We start from the raw sequence: 23,650 nt of genomic DNA, 5'->3' as shown, positions 1-23,650 counted from the left end.
TATCAAAGGCTGTTTTAAACACAAAACCCTCTGTACACTTTTGTATACAGAGGGTTTGTTATACCGGGTTTAACCGCTACGTGGGTGGGTGATTACATCATGCCGCCCATGCCGCCGCCGCCGCCCATTGGAGGCATACCGCCTTTATCGTCATCAGGCTCATCTGCTAATACACACTCGGTGGTTAACAACATCGCTGCGATAGAAGCTGCGTTTTCTAATGCTACACGGCCTACCTTAGTAGGGTCGATAACACCTGCACCAATTAAATTCTCGTATTTGTCGGTACGTGCATTGTAACCGAAGTCGCCGGTGCCTTCTTTAACTTTCTGCACTACGATAGAACCCTCGATACCTGCGTTGTCGCAAATTTGACGTAAAGGCTCTTCGATAGCACGACGGATGATCTGGATACCAGTGTTCTCATCTTCGTTGGCACCTTTAAGATCGGCCAGAGCAGCTACTGCGCGAATGAAGGCAACGCCACCACCTGCAACAATACCTTCTTCTACAGCCGCACGTGTTGCATGTAAAGCATCGTCAACACGGTCTTTCTTTTCTTTCATTTCAACTTCAGAAGCTGCACCGATATACAATACCGCAACACCGCCAGATAATTTGGCTAAACGTTCCTGTAATTTTTCTTTATCGTAATCAGAAGTGGTCGTTTCGATCTGCGCGCGGATCTCACCAACACGGCCCTTAATCAAATCAGCATCACCCGCACCGTTAACCAGTGTAGTGTTGTCTTTATCGATAGTGATCTTTTCTGCCTGGCCTAACATAGACAGGTCTGCACTTTCTAATTTGTAACCACGCTCTTCAGATATTACGGTACCGCCTGTTAACACAGCGATATCCTCTAACATTGCTTTACGACGGTCGCCAAAGCCAGGTGCCTTAACAGCAGCAACTTTTAGTGAACCACGGATCTTGTTAACTACTAATGTAGCCAATGCTTCACCGTCTAAATCTTCGGCAATAATTAAAAGTGGTTTGCCTGTTTGTACTTGTTTTTCCAATATCGGCAACAACTCTTTCATTGAAGAGATCTTTTTATCGTAGATCAAAATGTAAGGGCTTTCTAATTCCACTTCCATTTTGTCTGAATTGGTTACAAAGTACGGAGAAAGGTAACCACGGTCAAACTGCATACCTTCCACCGTTTTAACTTCAGTTTCTGTACCCTTTGCTTCTTCAACAGTGATCACACCGCTTGTACCAACCTTTTGCATAGCCTCTGCAATTAACGATCCGATAACCTCGTCGTTATTAGCAGAAATAGATGCTACTTGTTTGATCTTGTTATTGTCTTCGCCAACGGTTTGTGACTGTGCTTTTAAGTTTTTAACAACTTCTGCAACCGCTTTATCAATACCACGTTTCAGGTCCATAGGGTTAGCGCCGGCTGCAACGTTCTTAATACCTGCTGTAACAATAGCTTGTGCTAAAACGGTAGCAGTAGTAGTACCATCACCTGCAATATCAGCAGTTTTTGATGCAACTTCTTTAACCATTTGCGCGCCCATATTTTCGATAGGGTCTTTCAGTTCAATTTCTTTTGCTACAGTAACACCATCTTTGGTTACCGCAGGTGAGCCGAATTTTTTATCGATAATTACGTGACGGCCCTTGGGGCCTAATGTTACTTTAACTGCATTAGCTAAAATATCAACACCGCGCTTTAAAGCGTCACGTGCCTCAACATTATATTTAACTTGTTTTGCCATGATTTAATTTTCAATTATTGAGTTAGTGAATGTTCACCCCTCAAAATTTATATGTTTTATGTTTAGTAATTGGATTAAAGAACCGCGTAAATATCAGACTCGCGCATGATCAGGTATTCTTTACCGTCGATGTTGATCTCGGTACCTGCATACTTTCCGTAAAGAATTGAATCGCCAACCTGGATGGTCATTGGTATAAGTGCGCCTGATACATCAGCATACTTACCCGGGCCTACCGCCATTATTGTTCCTTTTTGTGGTTTTTCTTGCGCCGTTTCAGGAATGTAGATACCCGAAGCAGTTTTTGTTTCGGCAGCAGCGGCTTCAACAACCACTCTGTCCCCAAGGGGTTTAATGTTTAATGACATAGTATTACTATTTTGAATTTATAATTTTAAGTTTTCGTTTAACCTTTAAACATCAATTATGCCAAGCAGCCAATATATTCCGTATTGGCATAATACATGTTTAATTGTCACCTTTTAGTCATGGCTTAACAACCGATAAATGTTAAATTAATAGCTGTGTGTCATCGTGTCAGTAAGCTATATCAGCAAAAAAGGCTTTGGACAATGTCCAAAGCCTTCCTAAAAATATCTTAATATTTAATTACGGTTTTTTCTGAGCAGGTGCCGGTGTAGCTGTACCTGGTACAGTCATCGGTACGGTAGCCGGGGCTGCAGAAGGTTTAGAGTTTTTTTTGATCTGCTCAATAGATTGTGAATCATCACCTTTTTGAGCACCGCCCTTAACGGTAGCGTTCATCGCTAATGATAATACCATTATAGTAATGGCAAGGAACCAGGTTCCTTTTTCTAAAAAATCGCCTGTTTTTTGCACGCCCATTAATTGTGATGAACCCGAAAAATTCGATGATAAACCACCGCCTTTAGGGTTTTGAATTAATACAATTAATCCTAAAAGGATGCATGCAATGATGATGATAATTAATAATACTAAATACATTTCTTGTTATATCAATTGGTTTTCTTTTCTAACTGTTCAATCTGGGCTGCAAAGTAAAGCTTTTTTTCCGGGAATTTCAATATCAATTTTTTATAAGTAGCTATGGCTTTATGATATAACATCTGGTCGTTATAAATTCGGGCCAGTGTTTCGGTAACCAAAGCGTCTTGGTCTTCTGAACTTTTTTTAGCCTTATTCTCATTATCTAACCGGTTTGCTGCGGGTGGCCTTATTTGCGGTTCGGTATTAATAAAACGTTCTATAATAATGTCTTCCTTTTTGTTTTGATCAAACTCCAGCCCTTTGTCTGTATCATCGCGCTCAATTCCGCTTACCGATGTCAGGCTGAAAATATTTTCGTAATACTGCTGCTGTAACTCGTCGGGAGCCTTACGCGTAACCGGCTTTACATGCGGTTGCTCTGCTCTTTGCTCGTCTGAAGACGAATTTGCAGCAGGTTGTACCGGGTTGGCCGTGTAAGGCTGAAAGGTTTCGGCATGTTCTTTACGGGTTTTGTCTAACCACCACATGAAGCTGTAAGGCATGCTATCATCATTATAACGTGATACCACATCCTGCTCTTTAGGTATTGGTTCAGCATCTGTAGGAGAGACATCGGCTATTGCGGGTTGTGGTTCAACCTTACCGCTGCGCAGCTCATCCAGTTTTTTATCAAAAGTCAAATAATCGGCACTTACAATGTTGCCCATTATCAGCCGCTCTTCGTCTATGGCGATATCTGCATCGGTAATACCTGCAGAGCGTTGCAAAGGTCTTTCATCCTGCTCTTCTTCATCTTCGGGGTAGTCCTCGCCATCGGCAAAAGTGTTTTGCCAAGAGTGCTGCTCGTCGGCAATATCCGCTACCTGGGTTTCAGATTCATGCAATACATTAACGGTTGGTTCAAACCCTATCTGGTCTATTCCCACTATTTCGTCATAAACCTCATCTTCAATATCCTGCCTAAAAGATTCTTTCTCGGCACGATAGCCGTTATCTTCACTCAAATTAGTAAAGGTTGCGGGCGCTTCTGCCTCCGGTTCCGGGTGCTTCTCTTCCTGTCCGGCCAATTGCTCTTCGTAAGAATCATATAGCCCGGAGATAACGCTATCAGGTTCGGGCATCTGCTCATCGGCGGGTGCATCGTCCAAATGCGGATGTGCCAATTGCTCGGTATAGGAGTTATAAAGCTCAGGGATAATGTGATCTGTATCCTGTATCTCTTCGTGTACTTCGTCGTTTATTTCTGTGCCCGCAACCGGATCTGGCGGTGTCAAGGCTGTTTCAGGTGCAGTTTCAAAATGGCTATCGGTAACACGCTCTTCCTTAGCCTTATCTATTTCTACAGGTAGCTCGTTCTCATCGACAGCGGGTTCAATAGTTTCCGGTTGTTCGGTATCGGTAATAGGCTTATGGGTAACTTCTTCTTCAACAGGCACTTCGACAGTTTCGTGCGTTATAAATGTTTCAGAGGCATGGTTGATAGTAGCTTCCGGCCCGTTTGATGGTGCAACGTCATTTTGATGCTGCGCCAGTTCGGGCGAATTAAACCGCACGGCATCTGCAGGAGGGGTGTACCTATCTTCGTCGGTAGCTGCTATACTGAAATAATTTTCGGGGCTTGCGGTTTCATCCCAGGCAATGCGGTCGGCACTGACGGCCGGCAGGGTGTCCGGGCTATGTACTAACTTATAAAGTGTGTTGGGCTTAAAGTAAACCGCCGCTTTTTTTATATCGTCCTTTTCGCCGGCACGCACAGCCAATACCTGTAACAGTCCGCTTTGGGGATAGTCGTTGGCCATACGTTGCAGGGAAGTTATGTATAACTGGCCTGTATCTGCAGGGTTTGCCAGCAGGTCGTATAAAATTTGTTTATGCCTGTTATCTAAGTATTGATCCACCTGGTTATAAAACTATAAATTGTTACCAATTTGCAAAGGCTTTGTTAAAAATATCGTCGGTCAGCTGCTTATTTATCTGCTGTATAAGCGATTGCTCCTGGGTAGATAAATCGCCCGTGTAATTTAAAGATTTGCTGAACGAATCCTCAAAATTAAACTTTTTATCCTTATTGTAAACGTATTTTACTTTAACGGTAATTGTTAAACGACTTGCTCCTGCAATTGGAGCAACATTGGGGTTGGTTGCCTGGATAGATACCGGCCCGTAACTGTAACCCGTAATAACGCCAGACATGGTAGCATCCGCAGCATCGCCCCGTACAATGCTCAAACTGGTTTGCGTACGGATACGGTCTTTCAACGCTTCGGTAAATTGCTGGCTTAATGTACTTACCACTAACGGGGCGTTATTTTCAAAATACTGAATATCTATTGTTTTAAGGCCGATAGGTATAGATGCCCCGCTTTGGGTGAGTTTATACGTGCAGGATGTAAAAAGCATTACCACCACACTCATCAACGCTATATTTAAAAAAAGCCTTTTGCCCATGTTTCGTTATAAATCTAATTCTTTTATTTTACGATATAAAGTTCTTTCTGATATTCCCAACTCGTTAGCCGCAAGCTTACGCTTACCTTTGTGTTTTTTAAGGGCTTTGCGTATCAGGTCAGATTCCTTATCAACAAGTGATAGTGATTCTTCCACCTCCTCGGCCTCGTGCGTTATGTTATAATCAGGGTTGCTGTTGGCAGCCGTATTGTTAACGGGCTGCTGCAGGGTAAATTGTGGTTCGTGGTGGTTGTTAGTTACAGGCAGCTCAATATCCCTGTACAACTGTGTTAGCTGCGACTGATTAGGATAGTTTTTACCTACCCCGCCATGTTCAATAATATCGGCCACCAGTTTTTTCAATTCTACCATATCGCGTTTCATATCAAACAGCACTTTGTAAAGGATATCCCTTTCAGAAAAATCTTCTTTTGGCTGATTATCTAAACGCATGGGCAGGTTGCGGCCGTTTGCCTCGTGGGGGATATACGTTAAAAGCGTTTGCGCGGTTATAACGCGGTCGCGTTCTAAAACGGCCAGTTGCTCTGCCATGTTTTTTAGCTGGCGTACATTACCGGGCCACGAATAGTTGATGAGTACCTGTTGCGCCTCGTCATCTAACTGGATAGGCGGGCTGCGATATTTATCCGTGAAATCGGAAGTGAACTTCCTAAAGATCAAAAAGATATCCTCTTTTCTATCGCGCAATGGCGGAATTTTGAGCGGCACGGTATTTAAACGGTAATACAGGTCCTCGCGAAAACGGCCAGCCTTAACTGCGTCATACACATCAACATTGGTTGCTGCAATAACACGCACATTGGTTTTCTCCACCTTTGATGACCCTACCCTGATGTACTGGCCCGACTCTAAGACACGCAGCAAACGGGCCTGGGTACCAAGCGGCATTTCGGCAATCTCATCCAAAAAGATGGTACCGCCGTTAACGGTTTCAAAATAGCCTTTACGCTCGCCAATGGCACCGGTATAAGCACCTTTTTCGTGCCCGAACAACTCCGAATCGATAGTCCCCTCTGGAATAGCGCCACAGTTAACGGCAATAAAGGGCCCGTGCTTACGCGGGCTCATTTGGTGAATGATGTGTGAAAACACTTCCTTACCGCTACCACTTTCGCCGGTAATTAATACCGAAATATCTGTGGGCGCTACTTGGTTGGCAATATTTATAGCCCGGTTCAATAACGGCGAGTTGCCGATAATTCCAAAGCGTTGTTTAATTTCTTGAATTTCCATAAGTTAGATGCAAGAATCAAGACAGCAAGAATCAAGATAAGACCCGATTCAAGACCTTGATTTGATTTAGTCGCTTCCATTCATGATATGCTCCCTAAAAGCAAATATCATTTTTTGAATTTCAACAACTAATTCTAAACATTCCTTTAATTTTTCTTTAGAGCCGTATTTCCGGCGTTCGCATATTAATAACTGCGTCTCAACTTCGAATGGCGACGTAAGGGATTAGTCAAATATTCAGCAAAATGAATTTTTGTTCTTTTCCCAGAGCCTTCAGCGATATTTGACGGAATAGAACAAGAGCACCTGTTGAGCTGATCAATCAAATTAAAGCGTTCTTCTACAGGTAGAGCTTTACAATAATCATAGATCAAATCGGTCAGGTCCATAGACCGCTGCTAAATTTTTAAACTTTTAAAATTGTGCTTGACCATTTTTCCTTATTTTCTCTCTTGCTTCCTGATTCTTGGCTTCTTGCTTCTATTCTACAATTCTTCCTATCAGCGTAGCGGATGTGGTACGCTCTACCAACACGTTAACGTACTGGCCTGGCTTGTAGTTTTCACTCACCGGGAATATCACCATCGCATTCTGATCGCTGCGGCCGCAATAGTCGTTGTTTGATTTTTTGGAGAAGCCTTCAATCAATACCTTCTCCACCTTACCAATACGCGCCTGCATCCTGTAAAATGAATACTCCTGCTGTTTGGCTACGATTTGAGCTAACCTGCTTTGTTTAACACTCTCCGGAGTATCATCCGCATAACGCTTTGCGGCTAAAGTGCCCGGCCTTTCGCTGTATTTAAACATGTAGGCAAAATCGTATTTCACATAATCCATCATGGTTACGGTATCGTTATGCTCCTCGTCTGTCTCGGTGCAAAAACCGGTGATCACATCTGTAGATATAGCGCAATCCGGGATTAGCCTGCGGATGGCATCTATTCTGTTCATATACCACTCACGGTCATAAGTACGGTTCATGATATCCAACACCCGGCTGTTACCACTTTGCACCGGCAAGTGTATGTAATTACAAATATTCTCGTATTTGGCAATGGTCTCTAAAACCTCATCGGTAATATCTTTAGGGTGTGATGTTGAAAAGCGAACACGCAGCTCCGGACTAACCAAGGCTACCATTTCTAAAAGATTAGCAAAATTCACGATCTGCACTTCACTGCCAACTGCCAATTGCTCGCCACCTTCCGCTATGGGCGCGCTCCATTTATATGAATCTACATTCTGGCCCAGCAAAGTAACCTCGCGGTATCCTTTGTCAAAAAGGTCCTTACATTCTGCAACTACCGAGTGGGCATCGCGGCTACGTTCGCGGCCGCGGGTAAATGGCACCACGCAAAACGAACACATGTTATCGCAGCCCCGCATAATAGATACAAAGGCATTAATACCGTTGCTGTTTAAACGAACGGGGCTAATGTCTGCATAGGTTTCTTCGCGGCTCAACAGCACGTTTACCGCACGCTGGCCACCGTCAACCTGCTCTATTAAGTTTGGCAGGTCGCGGTAAGCATCGGGGCCTACAACAACATCTACCAGTTTTTCTTCTTCTAAAAATTTAGCTTTTAAACGCTCGGCCATGCAGCCCAAAACGCCAACTACCATCCCTGGGTTGCGTGATTTTGCACCCGCAAATTCCTTTAAACGGTTACGTACCCGTACTTCGGCGTTCTCACGGATAGAACAGGTATTGATAAATATCACATCGGCGTTATTAAAATCTGATGTGGTTTCAAACCCTTTTTCTGATAAAATAGAGGCTACAATTTCGCTATCGCTAAAGTTCATAGCGCAGCCATAACTTTCAATATATAGCTTACGGCCGTTGTTTTTACCAACAACCGGCTCTAATATTAAAGCCTCGCCCTGCCTGCTCTCGTCCTGCACTTTATCCTGAATAAGCAAATCCATCGTTATTTAAAAAATTGAACCGCAAAAATACAATAATTTTATATATTGGATGACAGTTTGTCAGCGTTTAACAAAATCATCACTTTGCTGTTGTAATAAACTTACACATGCACAATAGGCCGTGGACAGCGAGCCTTTATCTAAAACAGGGTTATTAATGGCGTTAAAGTTTCTGAAACATAAGTGGCAAAAAATAACATTCGGTATTTTACTGGCATTGGTTATCCTGGTGCTGCTGCCGGCGTTGCTTATCAACCGGTACTGGTCGCCCATATTGGCCGAGAAGGTAAAAAGCGGTGTACTTACCAATACCGACAGCCTATATAAAGTAGATTTTGCCCACGCCGACCTGCACATTATCAAGGGCGAAATTGTGATCTATAACATTAAGCTGCGGCCCGATACGGCGGTTTATAACCGCAAAAGGAAACAAGGCTTGGCCCCCAATAATTTATATGAATTAAACGTAAAAAAACTGGTGCTGTCGCGCATCCATCCGTTTAGCCTTTACTTTAAAAATAAACTTAATATAGGCCGCATAACTTTAAGCGCGCCCGAACTGCAGGTGAGTTTCCGGGTAAACCATACCAAAGATACCGTAGGCGCAGATAGCAGAACGGTTTGGCAAAAGATCAATAAAAGTTTAAAGTTGATACACGTAGGCGAGATATATTTAAATGATGTAAAGTTTAAGTACATCAACTATTCTGGCAAAAAACCAGCGGTATCTGAATTGAAAGAAATGAATTTGAAGGCTACCGACCTGCTGATAGACTCGGCAACGCAAACAGATCGTTCCAGGTTATTATATTGTGCAGATATCACAACAGAGCTTTATAACTATACCGGTAAATCGGCAAATGGTTTATATACTTATTCGGTAAAATCGGCTAAGTTATCTACCAAAACTTCCCGATTGAATATAGAAGGACTTGTATTACAACCCCTTACCCCCATTCAGTTTTTTGATGACACCAAAGCCGACCGCTTCACCATACGGTTAGATTCGTTACAGGTAAACCACTTCGATTTTTTAAACTATCACAAATACCGCAGTTTTAACGCGGCCAATGTAATGTTAAGCACAGGAACGCTGGCTATATACAGCAACCCAAATGGCGTCACACAAACGACAGATAGGGTAGTTACTTTTCCGCACGTTGCTATAAAAAAAATCAAAACTGCCTTTAATATTGATACCCTTGCCATAAATGATATAAATGTGCTTTACAACGAGTACAATAAAAGATCTAAAAAGGTTGGCACCATTACCTTTAATAATACAAGCGGCCAGTTTATCAATTTGACCAACAATACCGATTCCGTCAAAAAACACCCGCTCGCCACTGCACGCCTCAACACCTTGTTTATGGAGCGCGGCCGCCTGAGGCTGCAGTTTACTTTTGACCTAACCAATGCTGATAATAGTTACAGCTATAAAGGCCACATGGGGATGTTCGATCTGCCACGTGTAAACAAGGCAGCAATGCCGCTGGCCATGGTTAAAATAACATCTGGCAAGGTTAATAGTATTGATTTTGACCTGCATGCCACCAATAAAACAACCACGGGCAACGTAAGTTTGTTGTATGAGAACCTAAAGGTAAACCTGCTCCGGCCCGACACTGCGAACAAAGGGTATTCAAAAAAAACACTGGCGTCGCTGTTCGCCAACTCCCTTGTGATAGAACATGATAACCCTAATAAACCCGGCACCTTGCCGCGTACAGCATACGTATCGTATGTTCGCCCGCTTACTTCGCCATTCTTTAAAACGGTTTGGCAGGCCTTGCTCAGCGGACTTAAACCTTGCGTGGGTTTAGGTGCGGCCAAAGAGAAAGATGTTAGGGCAAAGATGGACAACCACGAAAAGAAGAAAATTCAAAAAGCCATTGATAAAAAAGAACGCGTACGCAAACGTACCCAACGCCGCTTGAACCGCAAAAACAAAAAAATGGCCAGGCAACGAAGAGAGCTTGCCGAACCAGGCCAATAATATGATTCGGAAACGCGCTTATTTAAGGATATTTAACAGGTAACGCTTAAGTGCACCTACTGCAACAGTAATTTTAAGTTGATACCGAAATTAGTAAATGCCGTATTGAATGTTTGGGAGGTATATGGCCGGGTAATGTTGCTATCGTAAAACAAATTAAGGTTAAACCGCTGGTTGATAACGTAATCTATCGATGGCCTCAAGGTAATATTTTGTGCGCCTGATGAGATCTCGGCAGCAGCAATATCGGCACGGTAGATCAATGTCTTATTATCGCGTACAGCTACATCCAGCTTAAAGTTAACATCATTATTGGTGCGGGCACCGGTACCAAAAAGCCCGAACGGCATCCGGAAGTTTTTTGGGCGATAGCCAAATCCAAACACCAAAATATTCTCATCCTGCTGGGCCAGCTGGCTGTTAAGTAAACTCAGGCTAAGTGAACGTGTTTTGCGGTACTCGAAGTTGGCGGTCATGCTGTTCTTGAAACGCACATCGGCACCAAACAAAGGGACAAACTGCTCAAAGATGCTCACCTGCGAAAACTGGTAAAAAGGCAGAAAATCATTATTCACATCCCTTGAACTTACCTTACCACCGGTTTCCTGGTATTGCAAAAGGGTAGTATAACTATTCACGTTATATGACGAGCGGTAGCCATGTTTAATATCAAAAGAATCAAATAATTCTGCAAAGAATGGCAGCTTACTTAAGCCGTTATAAGTGATCTGCCAGTTAGGGATAGGGATATTAGGGAATTGATTAAGGGTTGATGCACTTGCGCTTTTACCTGTGTACGCCGCCAGGAAGGCCGGCACCAAAACGTTTTGCGCGTTAGGTCCGTAGCCGTCAGCATAACCACCGGTAGTGCCTGTCGAGTTACCGTTGGCCTGCCCCAACTTTTGCGAGATAACCTGCCTGTTTGCTAAGAATTGTTGAAAAACGCCCGACGTATTACTAATACCAGAGCTTTTTGAGAACGCCGTGGCGATGGACAAGATAGACACACTGTAAGTACCCGATGTAACCGGGCTTAGGTTTTCAATGCTATTGGTAGTAGCCAGATACTTGAAATTAGTTTGATAATTCCTGTCCTGCACGCGGAAACCGATCAGTTCTATCCGCAGATCCTTTACAGGTTCGATAATGCTGCGCAGGCGAATGTCTTCGGTAAATGTCTTTACGTAAAGCTGGTTTTGCAGGGTGTCGGTAGTGATCCAGCCGTTGGCAACGGCCTTGTTTCGCAAATCTGCCTGGCTGCCAATCAAAAAGCCAATACCCGGTGCATCATAGGTAAGATCCTGCCCAAACAGGTTCGATTGCGGCAAATAGCCCGGCAGGAAGGTACCTTCGGTACGGGTGTAAGTACCGTTAATGTTTTTTATACCCGTTATAATATTCAGTAGAAATTTGCCTACACCGCCCTGGTCGCTGTTGTTGTTTTTGCGCAAGCTCCTAAATTTATTGTACAAACCGTTAAAGTTTAAAGTTGGGTTTAGCTGGATGCTGCGCGAGTTTTGGATGCTGTTACCAATATTGTAAGTAGGGTCGTTAATAGAAAACTCGGGCTGGCTTTGCCAGTTAAAATGAGTACTGTAGCGGGCCAGTAACGCCGTCCAGTCCAGCCCCGGGATTTTATTTATCGGGGTTGTATAGTTAAAATTAATGGTGTGGTTATAGTTGGTGGTGCGTCCTAAACGTTTCAGGTTTTCCCACAGCGTATCGCGCTTTAAGCCATTCAGGCGGCCGGCGGGTTCATCAACTACCGACAGGTTGGTGGCATCGATATCCATTTGAAGTGATTTTGACAAATTCCAGCCAATGCCGTAAACACGGGTAATATTAAAATTCTTGTTAAAGCTGGTGGGGATCGGGATAAAGTTGTTAGGGTCGTTGTTCCTTAAAGTATTCTCTGAATAAAAACGATCAAAGTTGATGCTGAAATTCAACCGCGATGGCAGGATGCTAAAGTTAATATCTCTGGCAAGGGCCAATAAGTTGCTCTTTATGCGCTTTGCAAAGGGCGAATAGTATTTAGGCTGATTGGTATAATTATAATTCAGCGCAGCGCGGTAGGTTTTCGAGAAATCGTTCTCCACAATAAAGTCGTGGTGCTGGTACTCGGTGTAGGCATAAGTGGCGCTAAAGTTCTCTATATCCCAAACATGATTATTGGCTGCAGAGTTGGTGCGCTCTTTATGTACGTTAGTGAAGTTAATGCTCTTGCGCACGGTATAATCAACCGTTACATTCTTGATCGAATCACGGGCTTTACTGCTCGGTGCAGCGGCCAATGATTTTTTCAGCTCCACATCCGGCGAGCCGGGATCATATTGCGGTGTGCTTTTTTGGGTGGAGTAATTTACATAAGCAGGGATCTTGATCCCGCTTTTCTCAGGGAAGAATTTGCCCAGCTCCAGGCTGCCGCTCACATCTATTACCTGGTTATCGCTGCGGCTGCGGTCGCTGACGCGCGAGTCTATTGAACCAAAACCGATAGTGCTTTTGCTGCCGGCTACGGTCAGGTTACCAAAATCGGCCAGTGCGGCATCAAACCTGCCGGTTGCTGCCCACCCCCCACGCTGATCAAAATCTGTCAGTCGCAACTCGTCAAACCAAACAGCACCTGTTTTATCCAAACCATCGTCGCCGGGAGTTATGGGTTTATAAGGGTTACGTACCCCAAGCATAATGGCACGCAAGCGGCTCAAATCGGGCTGGCCTTTAATGGTTACCTTATTGCGCCCATCGGTATAGGTAAAGGGCACCGTAAACGGCCATGGTTGTCCGTTCAATTTGGCATTGTTACGGGCAAGCTTGGCATCTATCAAAATAGACAATTGCAAATCCAGTTCGTTAGCTGCCGGCCATATGGCACCCGGGTCGCGGGTGCCGGGTTGTGTAATAGCCAGAGGCACTTCGTACTCGTAGTAATTATCCTGATAGTCGACACCCAGGCGTACAAATGCGTTCAGGTCGTTGTCCTTTAGCTGGTCGCCCTCTGCGTGAATAAACATTTGGATGCGCTTGTATGACCGCAAATCGTTATAGAACGTACGGAATGCTGCCCTCGAATACCCATCGCGAAGCTGCGCAACATTCAAGGCTAATGACTGCTCGTTCAGCTTGGTATCGGTTTGCAGGTTGTTATAGTTACGCTGACGGTTAATACCCGGCGGCACCACATAAGGGATAGGTGTACGGTTACCATTCTCTTCAATATTTACGGCCTGTACATCAAGGGTCGAGTTGTCAATGGTAGGGGTGACAATATTAGGATCGGCTATGATGTTTATCGGGTTATTTTCGGCATTAAAGGTGCGCCACTCGCCGCGCACCAGCTGCAGGGTAGCAAAACGCAGTATAGACGTATCGGCAAAATTGGTCATGAACATCCGCATAAAACGGATGGCCTTAAAATCCTGAATGTTGCCCACTTTACCCTGGTAATCGTTTATCGGGATCCTGAACTGATACCAGGTAACTGCCTGCGTGGTACCGTCGGCCAGCTTAACCTGCGAGGTTACCTTATCGTTTATAAAATTTTGCCCAACCATCAGGTCCTGCGGGCGCACGGATACTTTGTATTGAAAGTATTCGTCCGTTTGGCTCATGTTGTTATCACGGTTTATATCCTCCCCATCTGGCAGTGAAGTAGATGCCGAAGTTTGTAACCCTAAATCCGCCTGCGATTGCTCGGCAGTTTTAGAGTTACCTTCCGTACCGTTGTAGCGGCTGTAACGGTCAAGGATCCCCGCACGGGCAGCATCTAAAGCGGGACCCTGATAATATTGGTAATTATCTGACGAGGGATCTGTTGCCAGCGTAGTTGCAGCAGTGGGGCTCAATACTGCTTTGGCCTGCGCAACAAAACTTGAAAACTTGGTATTCTCATCCGCATCGTTCAAACCATCCAAACCTATATCCTGCAACTTGCGCGAATCGGGGTTATTATCAAAAGCGTTTATAACCGGTTGCAGTTTTGATACCCTGCCCCAAACGGTTTCGTCTGTTTTATCGGTAGTGCCATCAACCGGCAGGCTGTTCTCTAAACTTTTGCGCCCGTCCTTCAAAATATCTTCAGAAACACTACCCAGGTTAAAGTAAAGGTCGCCACCTGCCGAGGCCGGTTTGTAAATGAATGGATCCATCATCCAAAATTCGATGTAACCCACGTTTAACGATTCAAAATCATTGGTTTCCAGCTTACGGAAAATGCCCCCCCAGCGGTTGCGCGGGTTTTGCAAGGTACCATCGCTGTTGATGCCTGTAGTAGCATAGTTGTATGGGCCACGTACAGTTGGGTAAAAGGCAAGGTTTAAAGTAGGCAAACTAAGCGGCTGGCCGGTTACAGATTGTTTAAACGGAAACACCTCCTGCTCAATAACCTGCCTTACATAATGGTTGGATAATTCGCTACGGTTGAGAGGAATAGTGCCCGAACTGGTGTAAAATATCGGGTCGATATTATAGAAGGCCAAACGTGCGCGGTTATAACCATAACTAAGGTCGTTAAACACCTGCGACTCCGCGAACATTTGAGGCGTACCCGCTATTTGCCAGTTAATAGCACTTTTAATATCGATGATAGAGCGGCTATTTTCAAAATCGTCCAGGTAGGATGTGCCATTTTTTGAACCCGCAAAGTTTAAGGCCCCGGGACTGCCGGGCACCAGCTTGGCAAACTCACCGCTAAAATTCACTGTCGATGGTACTTTGGTATGGATGAACGGGATCTTATCTACCAGTTTGGTTAAAAACCTGGATTCCGAACTGTAGTTTACATCGGCACCCCAAATGGTATTAGATATAGATTCCTCGCCTACTATTTCATTTTGAGTAATAGGCTGCTCGGTCAGGTGCATAATGGTAGCGCCTAAGGCCAGTTTGGGGTTTACCCTATAATCGAACCTCGACCCGTATAACGACTTCTGCTGAACACCGAAAAGCTCGTTATTCTCTAATTTTATATTAATTGGCTGGCCCGAAGATAAGAGCGCCTGGTTTAATACCCGTATACGGCCTGCACTGTAATCAATAGTGTAATCCGTTCCCTCCTGCAGCCTTAGCGTACCGGCGGTTACCACTACCGACCCCTGAGGGATGTTAACTGCATTTAACTGATATTCCGACCCGCCCTGCGATGTGTAGGTCCCCTTAAGCAGATACCGGTTAAGTTTCGGGAAAAATTGCTGCGCGATGGTTTTGGTTGAATCATAAAGGGGTTGGTAAACATACCTGGCGGCCAGGTCGGCCTCACTTGCGGTGAATTGCCGGGCCAGATCGCTGCCAAAGGGTTCTATCACCGGGAACATAATGCGCCCGTTCTGTGAGTCGATGGTTATCCCTTCTAAAAAGTCAAAATAGCCATCGGGGTTCTTCGCATTTTGCTGGTCGAGGTTATCCAGCCCGGTTAGTTGCAGCCAGCGTTTGCTTTTAGTGTTTTGCCCCTCGTCCATGATGGTTTTTTCAATCCCCGATTTATCATCCAAACGGCTAATGTTCAGTTTAAAATTGGTTGGGCTGATCTGGAACGCGCCTGTAGTATAAATGTTCTTCATCATCAGGTCCCAGGTGGGCAGGTTGGTTTTCAGCAATTCATTTTTCAGCAACTTTACAAACAGCGATTTTGGTGTAGCCACATCTACCGCTACATCGCTGCTAAACTCCCCAACCTGATAGGTTTGCCCGTTGTAAGAGTATTGGTAGGCTACCGCCAAAACTTCGTCGTTATTCAGCGGATAATTTAGGGAGATATACCCTAACTGCGGTGAAAGGTTATATTCTTTACCCTGCACCAGTTTACGTGCATAGGTAAGCTTGGCATAGTTGTCTGTACTGCCCGTGCTGCGGAAATAGTTGGCCACATCATTAGAGTTGGTAACCCTTGCATTGGCAGGCAAATTGTTTAACAAGGAGTTAGATTGCTGTACAAAACCAGGCCCTTTAAACCCCGCGGGTAAACCGCTAAAGCCCGCACCGCCTTGTATCAGTGTGCTATTGTAGGGCCTGTTTTCGCCCAGGTCAAGGAAGCCGACGATATCACGCGAATCCGTAGTTACGTTGGTACGGTTGGTTGTCCACACCTCTATTTTAGTGATGTTGATGTTAGAGCTGATAATGGGGATATTGGCCAGCGCCCTATTATAGTTATTCCTAAAATACTGCGACAGGAAAAAGTGCTTGTTGGCCTCGTAATCTGCCGGGGTAAGATTGATGTATCCCTGCTGCGAACCGTTGGTAATGGTAATATTTTTTGATTGCGACCGCTGTTGCGAAAAAATACTGGTGATATCCAGCTTGCCGAATTTCAACTTGGTTTTAACGCCAAATAGTGCCTGGCTGCCGCTGATGAGTGTGGTACTCAACGGCAAACTAACCGTACCGGCCTCAATTTTTTGAATAATCTCGTCAGGGTGGCCGGTATAGTCCAATTTGATCTGGTTCTCAAACTGGAACTGGGCTTCGGTATTGTAATTGGTAGTGATCTTTAACTTATCGCCAATGTTACCCGTAACGTTCAGCTGGATGCGCTGATCAAAATTAAAATTAAACTGCTTGCGCTGGCGGGTATTGAACAGCGGGTTTTGATTACTGTTGATCTGCCCGGCCATTATCACCTCTGCCGACCCCTGCGGCCTGATATCGATTACCGAGCTGCCGAAGATCTGTTCAAAGGTTTTGCTCCGCACCTTTATTTGCGGGATAAATCCCTCTTGCTGGGAGTCATACGCGTAGTTATCTGCCAGTTGTTTAAAGTACTCGCGCCTAACCCCTTTTTGCTGCAACGCCAGGTACTGCATGTAGGTTAAGTATTGCGGGGCGCGGTAAGGCAGGCTGCCCACCCGCTCATACAAAATGTACATGTTGGTAAGCGGGTCGTACTCAACAGTGCGGATGAGGCCCGGCGGATCATACAAAAAGTTGCCCTCGCGTATTTGCTGGTTTTTGGTTTTGGTTAATTTAGGGGCAGACTTTAGCGGTTTTGAAGTATCACGTGCGGTTGTGGCTGTGTTATTGGCTGGGGTAGCGGCCACCTGTTTGGGTCCGGGCAAAACCCTGCTGCCGGGGATGCCATTAACAGGCGTTTGCTGAACGTTAACCGGTGTTGATTGTGGTTGCTGATTGCCATTTACCGGCGTTTGCTGCGCATATACCCCGCCAAGCCCGCAAAAAAATGCAGAAATTATGAGCGTACCTATAAGAAATCTATAAGTAAAGAGTCTAATCAAGGGGCAAAAAAATGTTAGGTAATTATAAGCTTTTTAACGCAAACTTAATTAACTGTTCAACGGTTAAAACACCGTTATATTTTGCAATTTCCTGGTCGAGAACTTTTTCGGCTGTGTTGCGTGCAAAGCCCAGCATAACCAGTGCAGAAAGCGACTCATCTTTAACAGTTGCAGAGGCAGGCATCACGGTTAGGGTGTCCGGTCCTTCCTTACGTAGCTTATCCTGAAGTTCTAAAATAATGCGCTGTGCAGATTTTGGACCGATGCCCTTAATGCGTTGTATCAAAGCTACATTGCCCTGTACAATGGCGGCTTGGATCTCGGCAGGGGTTATGGATGACAGCATCATCCGGCCTGTATTTGGCCCAATGCCCGATATGGAGATCAGGTGCTGAAAAAGCCTGCGCTCGCCTTCGCTTGCAAAACCATAAAGGGTGTGCGCGTCTTCTTTTACATGCAGCCAAACAAACAGCTTGCACCGCTCGCCATCAGGTATTTGTGAGTAGGTATTTAACGATATATTGATATAATAACCAACCCCACCCGCATCTAAAACAACATGGGCAGGGCTTTTAAATGCTAATTTTCCATCAATATAATCGTACATATAGTAGGTTATTTCTTTTTAGTTTTCTTTTCTGCCTCGGCACGGGCTTTTGCCTGCGCGTCAACCACGGCTATAGTAACCATATTAACAATTTCCCTTACCGAGCTGCCTAACTGCAACACGTGTACAGGCTTTTTCAAACCGAGCAAAATAGGGCCAACTGCTTCAGCACCGCCAATTTCCTGCAGTAGCTTATAGGCAATGTTACCGGCCTCTAATGTAGGGAATATCAGAGTATTTGCCGGACTGCCGTTTAATGTTGAGAATTCAAAATTCTCTTTCAAAAGATTTGAGTTCAAGGCAAAGTTGGCCTGCATCTCGCCGTCTACAACCATATTCGGATATTTTTCGTGCAGGATGCGTACCGCCTCGCGGGTTTTCTCAGGGATCTCGCCCTCGTTAGATCCAAAGTTGGAGTAAGACAAAAGCGCTACCCTTGGCTTAATGTTAAAGCGGGTTACCGCCCGCTCAACCAGTACGGTAATATCTACCAGTTCCTGCGTGGTAGGGTTTACGTTAACTGTAGTATCGGCAAAAAATACCGGCCCTTTTTCCGTGATCATCAGGTACATCCCCGCTACGCGGTTAACGCCTTCTTCTGTACCGATAATTTGTAATGCAGGCTTAACGGTTGATACGTAGTTTTTTGTCAACCCGGAAATCAACGCGTCGGCCTGGCCAAACTGCACCATGCACGCACCATAGTAGTTACGATCAATGATCAGTTTTTTAGCCTCCACCATAGTGATACCACGGCGCTGGCGCTTTTTGAATAAAAACTCGGTAAACTCCTGCGAGCGTTCGCAATCCTCACGGGTATCGATCATCTCCACATCATCCAGGTCAAGTTCATTTTCTTTAATGATCTGTTTGATCTTGGCGATATTACCCAACAAAATAGGGATAGCGATACCCTCGTCTTTTACTATCTGCGCAGCACGTAATATTTTGTAAGTATCAGCCTCGGCAAATACAACACGTTTTGGCTCTTGCTTTGCCTTATTCGTAATATCGCGCAGCAATTTATTATTATTACCCAAGCGCGATAGCAATTCTTCATGATAAGCCGCCCAATCGGTAATAGCCTTGCGGGCCACGCCCGATTCCATTGCCGCCCTTGCCACTGCCGATGAAACTTCTGTAATTAACCGCTGATCCATTGGTTTAGGGATGATATAATCCCTGCCAAATTTAAGGTTGGTGATGTTATAAGCTAAATTAACAGCTTCGGGTACAGGCTTCTTAGCCATTTCGGCTATGGCATGTACCGCGGCAATCTTCATTTCCTCATTTATAGCGGTAGCCCTTACATCCAACGCACCGCGGAAGATGTACGGGAAACCCAATACGTTATTCACCTGGTTAGGAAAATCAGACCGGCCGGTAGCCATAATGATATCCTTACGTGCGGCAACAGCCAGGTCGAAATTGATCTCGGGCTCGGGGTTGGCCATTGCAAATACAATTGGATTTTTGGCCATGCTCACCAGCATAGCGGGGGTAACTACGTTACCTGCTGAAAGGCCAACAAATACATCAGCACCCTTCATGGCATCGGCCAATGTATTTACATCCTTAAGGTTGGTAGCAAACTGCAAGCGCATTTCGTCCAGGTCGTTACGATCAGGCGTTAGTACACCGTTGATGTCAAACATCACCAGGTTCTCTTTTTTAACGCCTAATGAAAGGTACATTTTGGTACAGGAAACCGCTGCCGCACCGGCTCCGTTCACTACCAGTTTGATCTTATCTAATTTCTTTCCCTGAATCTCACAGGCGTTCATCAGCGCGGCTCCGGATATTATGGCCGTACCGTGCTGATCATCGTGCATTACAGGGATCTTCATTTCGGCCTTTAGCCTGCGTTCTATTTCAAAACAGGTGGGGGCCGATATATCTTCGAGGTTTACGCCGCCAAAAGTTGGCTCAAGCGCTTTTACAATGTTTACAAATTCATCAACGGTTTTAGCGTTCACTTCCAAGTCGAACACATCAATATCCGCATAGATCTTAAACAGCAGGCCTTTACCTTCCATTACCGGTTTACTGGCTTCGGGGCCAATATTACCCAGGCCTAAAACCGCCGTGCCATTGCTGATAACAGCTACCAGGTTCCCCTTGGCAGTATATTTATATACATCTTCTACATTTTCGGCAATGCGCAGGCAGGGCTCTGCAACACCCGGCGAATAAGCCAGAGTCAAGTCGCGTTGAGAATTGGTAGGTTTGGTTGGTACTACCTGTATTTTACCGGGGCGGCCTTTTGAGTGGTAATTTAAAGCCTCCTGTTTACGATTTGGTTTGTTCATGGTTCTCTCAAATTCAAGCGCCCAAAATTACATTACTTTTCCTGAAAGCGGGCAATAAAAAAGCCCGGCTTTGAAAACATCAAAACCGGGCTTACTAAAATATCTTGTTAACCCTTGGTTACCTTAACCGTTAGGCCGGGCTGCAGGTGCACCGTTTTACTGCCGCCAAATTCAACATTCAGCTTCATCAGCTCATCAACGTTAACACCGTATTGGGCTGCAATCGATGTAAAGGTATCGCCTTTTTGCGTAGTATGGTAGCTTGGTAAATTGCGGGGCGCGCCCGGCGTAGCTGGATTTGTTGCCGTAACATAACCAGGACCAACTGCCAATCCGGGGACCTGTTTGGGTTGTGCTGCTACCATGTAAACCGGCGGCGGGGTATGTACGATGGGCACCGGCCCATCCGGGTTGTTTAACACCTGGGTTAAAGCGGCAGTTCTTTCCTTGTAAGTTTGCAGCGGGATAATTAATTTACGCGGAGCTTTGTCTGACCCGTTTACCACCATCATGCGGTAAGCTGGGTTCAATACACCGATTTCTTTAGTGGTGACACCCAGTACCTGTGCTATTTTTGATAAGGGTACAAATTTATTCACCATCACGGTATCGGTTCTTAAAGCGATATCGCTGGCATAAGTAGGCAAGTTGTGGCGTTTGTAATAATTCATTACATAACTTACAGCGATATAGGCAGGGACATAGCCCCGGGTTTCGGCTGGCAGATATTTACGGATTGACCAGTAATCATGCGCACCTGTCAGTTCCAAAGCTTTCTCCACATTGCTTTTTCCGCAGTTATATGATGCTATGGCCAGCAACCAATCGCCAAATTGCTGGTAGGCATCCTTTAGATAGGCGGCAGCGGCATAGCTGGCCTGCACAGGATCGCGGCGTTCGTCTACATAATCGTTCATTTTTAGCCCGTAGATCTTTGCAGTTTCTGACATGAACTGCCATGGGCCGGCTGCACCTACCCTTGATACGGCATTAGGGTTAAGAGCTGATTCGACTATGGAAAGGTACTTAATCTCGTCCGGCACACCTACATCGCTTAATGCCTTTTCATAAATTGGGAAGTAGTATTTGCTAAGGCCTAATATGCGGCCCATCTCGTCGCGGCGGCCCAGGTAGTTGTCAATGTAGCCTTGTACAAACTCGTTATAATCCAAGGCTACATCCCGCTGGATAGAGTCTAAGCGGCGTTTGTAGATCACATTTTTGTAGATGGACACCGGCACCTGTGCAACAGGTAAAAGTTCAATGGTATCTGCCGTGGCAACCAGCAATTTTGTACTCTGGAAATGAGTTGCGGCATTGGCTTTAACTATTTGTACCAGCGCGATACAAATAAAAAAAGTAAACAGTCTCTTCATACTTTACAGTCAAAAAATTAATTTTCGAGAAACTAAGTATACACTAATATAGCGTGTTTTTACAGCTTCAGGAAATAATCAGAAAAATTTAACAGTTCTTGTTCGGAAAAGGCTTTAGATAAAAACTGTAACGCTAACGGCAACCCGTCACTATTATTGCCTGTAGGTAACGAAATTGCAGGCAAACCAGCCAGCGATGCTTGCACCGTAAAAATATCATACAGGTAGGTTACTACCGGATCTTTTTCCTTTTTACCAAGTTCAAAGGCCGACTCGGGAGCTGTGGGTGTAAGGATGAGGTCGAATTCAGCTAACAGTTCATTGGTTTTATTCCTGATTAACCGCCGTACTTTTTGCGCCTTGGCATAATAAGCATCGTAGTAGCCTGCACTTAACACAAATGTACCCAGCATGATCCGCCGTTTAACCTCTTTACCAAAACCTTCTGACCGGGAGAGTTTATAGGTAGATACCAGATCGGTAGCATTTGGGCTGCGGTAGCCAAAATGCACCCCATCGTACCGGGCAAGGTTTGATGAAGCTTCGGCCATGGCCAGAATATAATAAGTTGGCACAAGGTATTCCAGGTAGTCAAATGATATGGCTTTAACCTCGTGGCCGTCCGCGCGCAATTTTTCTATCGCGGTTACGAGGGTATTCTTTACCTCGGCATCAACGCCGGGGCTGGAGAGGGCTTCTTGTAAATAAGCGATCTTCTTTTTACCCGGCAACGTGATCTGCGCGGCATAATCCGGAACGGGGGTTTGTGATAGCGTACTGTCAAACTCATCGGCACCAGCCATCACCTGCAAAAGCAGGGCAGCATCGGCAACAGAGTTTGTTAAGGTACCTACCTGATCAAAAGATGATGCATAGGAAATGATGCCGTGCCGCGAAATACGCCCGTAGGTAGGCTTTAACCCCACTACCCCGCAAAATGCAGCGGGTTGGCGTACCGATCCGCCTGTATCTGTACCTATGGCGGCATGGCACATTTTAGCCTGCACTGCCGCCGCCGAACCACCCGATGAGCCTCCCGCTACGCGGCTTTCGTCGGCGTAGTTTTTTACGGGGCCAAAGTAGGAGTTCTCGTTAGCGGCGCCCATAGCAAATTCGTCGCAATTGCAGCGGCCTATAATGATGGCATCCTCGGCCAGCAAACGATCAACTATGGTTGCAGAATATATTGAAGTGAAGTTTTCAAGAATTTTTGATGACGCGGTAACTTTATGCCCCTTATAACAAATGTTATCCTTAATAGCAATAACCATCCCGGCCAGCTTGCCTGAGGTGCCCTCCTTTATTTTAACATCAACGGCTTTTGCAATGGCCAGCGCCTCTTGCTCAAAAACCTCGTTAAACACATTTAAATGCGCGTATTTTTTTATTTGCTGCAGGTACCCTTTCACCAACTCATCGGCTGTTATTTCCCCGCTTTGCAGTCCGCTCTTAATCTCATTATAAGAGGAGTAGTATATAGACATGCGCTAAAAGTAAAAAAACTTATCCGATGAAACATAAATATTTCACCAGATAAGTTATAAGTTTAAACGGCTAACAAAAGCCGGTTGCAATAATTATAGCGACTAAACCTTTGGTTTCTCTTCTGTAGTTGTTGTGTTTGCAGTAGTGCTTTCGCCGTTCTGCGCGTCTTTAAATTCCTTTACACCTTTGCCTAAACCTTTCATTAGTTCAGGAATTTTTTTACCGCCGAACATAATTAATATTGCAACGATGATCAGAATAATTTCTGGTGCGCCTAATCCACCCATGATAATTTGAATTTATGTTATGTTA

The 23,650-nt window shown here is 45.0% G+C and carries 15 protein-coding genes and 1 pseudogene; 1 reads left to right on the top strand and 15 read right to left on the bottom strand.

What is annotated here, in order from left to right:
• Positions 1-92: 92 nt before the first annotated feature.
• The 9 genes and pseudogenes from groL to miaB form a co-directional block, all read right to left on the bottom strand.
• On the bottom strand, positions 93-1,730 hold the full coding sequence (gene groL / locus IDJ76_RS12865; protein WP_191163740.1) for a chaperonin GroEL: 1,638 nt from the start codon (positions 1,728-1,730) through the stop codon (positions 93-95).
• A gap of 74 nt (positions 1,731-1,804) precedes the next feature.
• On the bottom strand, positions 1,805-2,098 hold the full coding sequence (gene groES, locus IDJ76_RS12860; protein WP_191163739.1) for a co-chaperone GroES: 294 nt from the start codon (positions 2,096-2,098) through the stop codon (positions 1,805-1,807).
• 241 nt (positions 2,099-2,339) lie between these two features.
• On the bottom strand, positions 2,340-2,696 hold the full coding sequence (gene secG, locus IDJ76_RS12855) for a preprotein translocase subunit SecG (protein ID WP_191163738.1): 357 nt from the start codon (positions 2,694-2,696) through the stop codon (positions 2,340-2,342).
• 11 nt (positions 2,697-2,707) lie between these two features.
• Positions 2,708-4,597, bottom strand: coding sequence for a hypothetical protein (locus IDJ76_RS12850; RefSeq protein ID WP_191163737.1), 1,890 nt, complete (start codon positions 4,595-4,597; stop codon positions 2,708-2,710).
• 22 nt (positions 4,598-4,619) lie between these two features.
• Entirely contained in the window at positions 4,620-5,147 is a 528-nt protein-coding gene (locus IDJ76_RS12845; RefSeq protein WP_191163736.1) for an LptE family protein, read from the bottom strand.
• Positions 5,148-5,153: 6 nt separating this feature from the next.
• Positions 5,154-6,401 carry a sigma-54 interaction domain-containing protein gene (locus tag IDJ76_RS12840; RefSeq protein ID WP_191163735.1) on the bottom strand — a complete coding sequence of 416 codons (1,248 nt, stop codon included), beginning with the start codon at positions 6,399-6,401 and terminating at the stop codon, positions 5,154-5,156.
• 66 nt (positions 6,402-6,467) lie between these two features.
• A pseudogene (locus tag IDJ76_RS21240) lies at positions 6,468-6,611 on the bottom strand (four helix bundle protein); the annotation flags it as partial.
• Positions 6,587-6,790: a four helix bundle protein gene (locus tag IDJ76_RS21235; protein WP_191163734.1), complete on the bottom strand. Its 204-nt coding sequence runs from the start codon at positions 6,788-6,790 to the stop codon at positions 6,587-6,589. The gene IDJ76_RS21235 and the pseudogene IDJ76_RS21240, both read right to left, overlap by 25 nt.
• Positions 6,791-6,881: 91 nt before the next feature.
• Positions 6,882-8,333: a tRNA (N6-isopentenyl adenosine(37)-C2)-methylthiotransferase MiaB gene (gene miaB, locus IDJ76_RS12825; RefSeq protein WP_191163733.1), complete on the bottom strand. Its 1,452-nt coding sequence runs from the start codon at positions 8,331-8,333 to the stop codon at positions 6,882-6,884.
• Between the two features lie 157 nt (positions 8,334-8,490).
• Here miaB and IDJ76_RS12820 point away from each other — a divergent pair, with 157 nt between their 5' ends.
• Positions 8,491-10,329, top strand: a complete 1,839-nt coding sequence (locus IDJ76_RS12820; protein WP_191163732.1) for a hypothetical protein — start codon at positions 8,491-8,493, stop codon at positions 10,327-10,329.
• A 56-nt stretch (positions 10,330-10,385) separates the two neighbouring features.
• Here the strand turns inward: IDJ76_RS12820 and sov are convergent, their stop codons facing one another.
• From sov to tatA, 6 genes are all read right to left on the bottom strand, one after another.
• On the bottom strand, positions 10,386-17,366 hold the full coding sequence (sov, locus tag IDJ76_RS12815) for a T9SS outer membrane translocon Sov/SprA (RefSeq protein WP_449560063.1): 6,981 nt from the start codon (positions 17,364-17,366) through the stop codon (positions 10,386-10,388).
• Between the two features lie 217 nt (positions 17,367-17,583).
• Positions 17,584-18,168, bottom strand: coding sequence for a Holliday junction branch migration protein RuvA (ruvA, locus tag IDJ76_RS12810; RefSeq protein ID WP_191163731.1), 585 nt, complete (start codon positions 18,166-18,168; stop codon positions 17,584-17,586).
• A gap of 8 nt (positions 18,169-18,176) precedes the next feature.
• The gene (locus IDJ76_RS12805) at positions 18,177-20,477 is read right to left on the bottom strand and encodes an NADP-dependent malic enzyme (RefSeq protein ID WP_191163730.1); all 2,301 of its coding nucleotides are present in this window, start codon (positions 20,475-20,477) and stop codon (positions 18,177-18,179) included.
• A gap of 107 nt (positions 20,478-20,584) precedes the next feature.
• Positions 20,585-21,853, bottom strand: a complete 1,269-nt coding sequence (locus tag IDJ76_RS12800; protein WP_191163729.1) for a lytic transglycosylase domain-containing protein — start codon at positions 21,851-21,853, stop codon at positions 20,585-20,587.
• A 59-nt stretch (positions 21,854-21,912) separates the two neighbouring features.
• Entirely contained in the window at positions 21,913-23,337 is a 1,425-nt protein-coding gene (gene gatA, locus IDJ76_RS12795) for an Asp-tRNA(Asn)/Glu-tRNA(Gln) amidotransferase subunit GatA (protein WP_191163728.1), read from the bottom strand.
• 102 nt (positions 23,338-23,439) lie between these two features.
• The gene (gene tatA, locus IDJ76_RS12790) at positions 23,440-23,625 is read right to left on the bottom strand and encodes a twin-arginine translocase TatA/TatE family subunit (protein WP_191163727.1); all 186 of its coding nucleotides are present in this window, start codon (positions 23,623-23,625) and stop codon (positions 23,440-23,442) included.
• Positions 23,626-23,650 lie beyond the last annotated feature (25 nt).

Source organism: Mucilaginibacter glaciei (genome assembly GCF_014773245.1).
Lineage (GTDB): Bacteria > Bacteroidota > Bacteroidia > Sphingobacteriales > Sphingobacteriaceae > Mucilaginibacter > Mucilaginibacter glaciei.
This window is presented reverse-complemented; position numbering and strand designations above follow the sequence as displayed.

Bases quoted from the DNA above. Each gene is read 5' to 3' on its own strand.
- secG (WP_191163738.1), bottom strand. From the start codon at position 2,696: ATGTATTTAGTATTATTAATTATCATCATCATTGCATGCATCCTTTTA.
- groES (WP_191163739.1), bottom strand. From the start codon at position 2,098: ATGTCATTAAACATTAAACCCCTTGGGGACAGAGTGGTTGTTGAAGCC.
- IDJ76_RS12805 (WP_191163730.1), bottom strand. From the start codon at position 20,477: ATGAACAAACCAAATCGTAAACAGGAGGCTTTAAATTACCACTCAAAA.
- IDJ76_RS12840 (WP_191163735.1), bottom strand. From the start codon at position 6,401: ATGGAAATTCAAGAAATTAAACAACGCTTTGGAATTATCGGCAACTCG.
- tatA (WP_191163727.1), bottom strand. From the start codon at position 23,625: ATGGGTGGATTAGGCGCACCAGAAATTATTCTGATCATCGTTGCAATA.
- IDJ76_RS21235 (WP_191163734.1), bottom strand. From the start codon at position 6,790: ATGGACCTGACCGATTTGATCTATGATTATTGTAAAGCTCTACCTGTA.
- gatA (WP_191163728.1), bottom strand. From the start codon at position 23,337: ATGTCTATATACTACTCCTCTTATAATGAGATTAAGAGCGGACTGCAA.
- IDJ76_RS12800 (WP_191163729.1), bottom strand. From the start codon at position 21,853: ATGAAGAGACTGTTTACTTTTTTTATTTGTATCGCGCTGGTACAAATA.
- IDJ76_RS12820 (WP_191163732.1), top strand. From the start codon at position 8,491: ATGGCGTTAAAGTTTCTGAAACATAAGTGGCAAAAAATAACATTCGGT.
- miaB (WP_191163733.1), bottom strand. From the start codon at position 8,333: ATGGATTTGCTTATTCAGGATAAAGTGCAGGACGAGAGCAGGCAGGGC.
- IDJ76_RS12845 (WP_191163736.1), bottom strand. From the start codon at position 5,147: ATGGGCAAAAGGCTTTTTTTAAATATAGCGTTGATGAGTGTGGTGGTA.
- ruvA (WP_191163731.1), bottom strand. From the start codon at position 18,168: ATGTACGATTATATTGATGGAAAATTAGCATTTAAAAGCCCTGCCCAT.
- groL (WP_191163740.1), bottom strand. From the start codon at position 1,730: ATGGCAAAACAAGTTAAATATAATGTTGAGGCACGTGACGCTTTAAAG.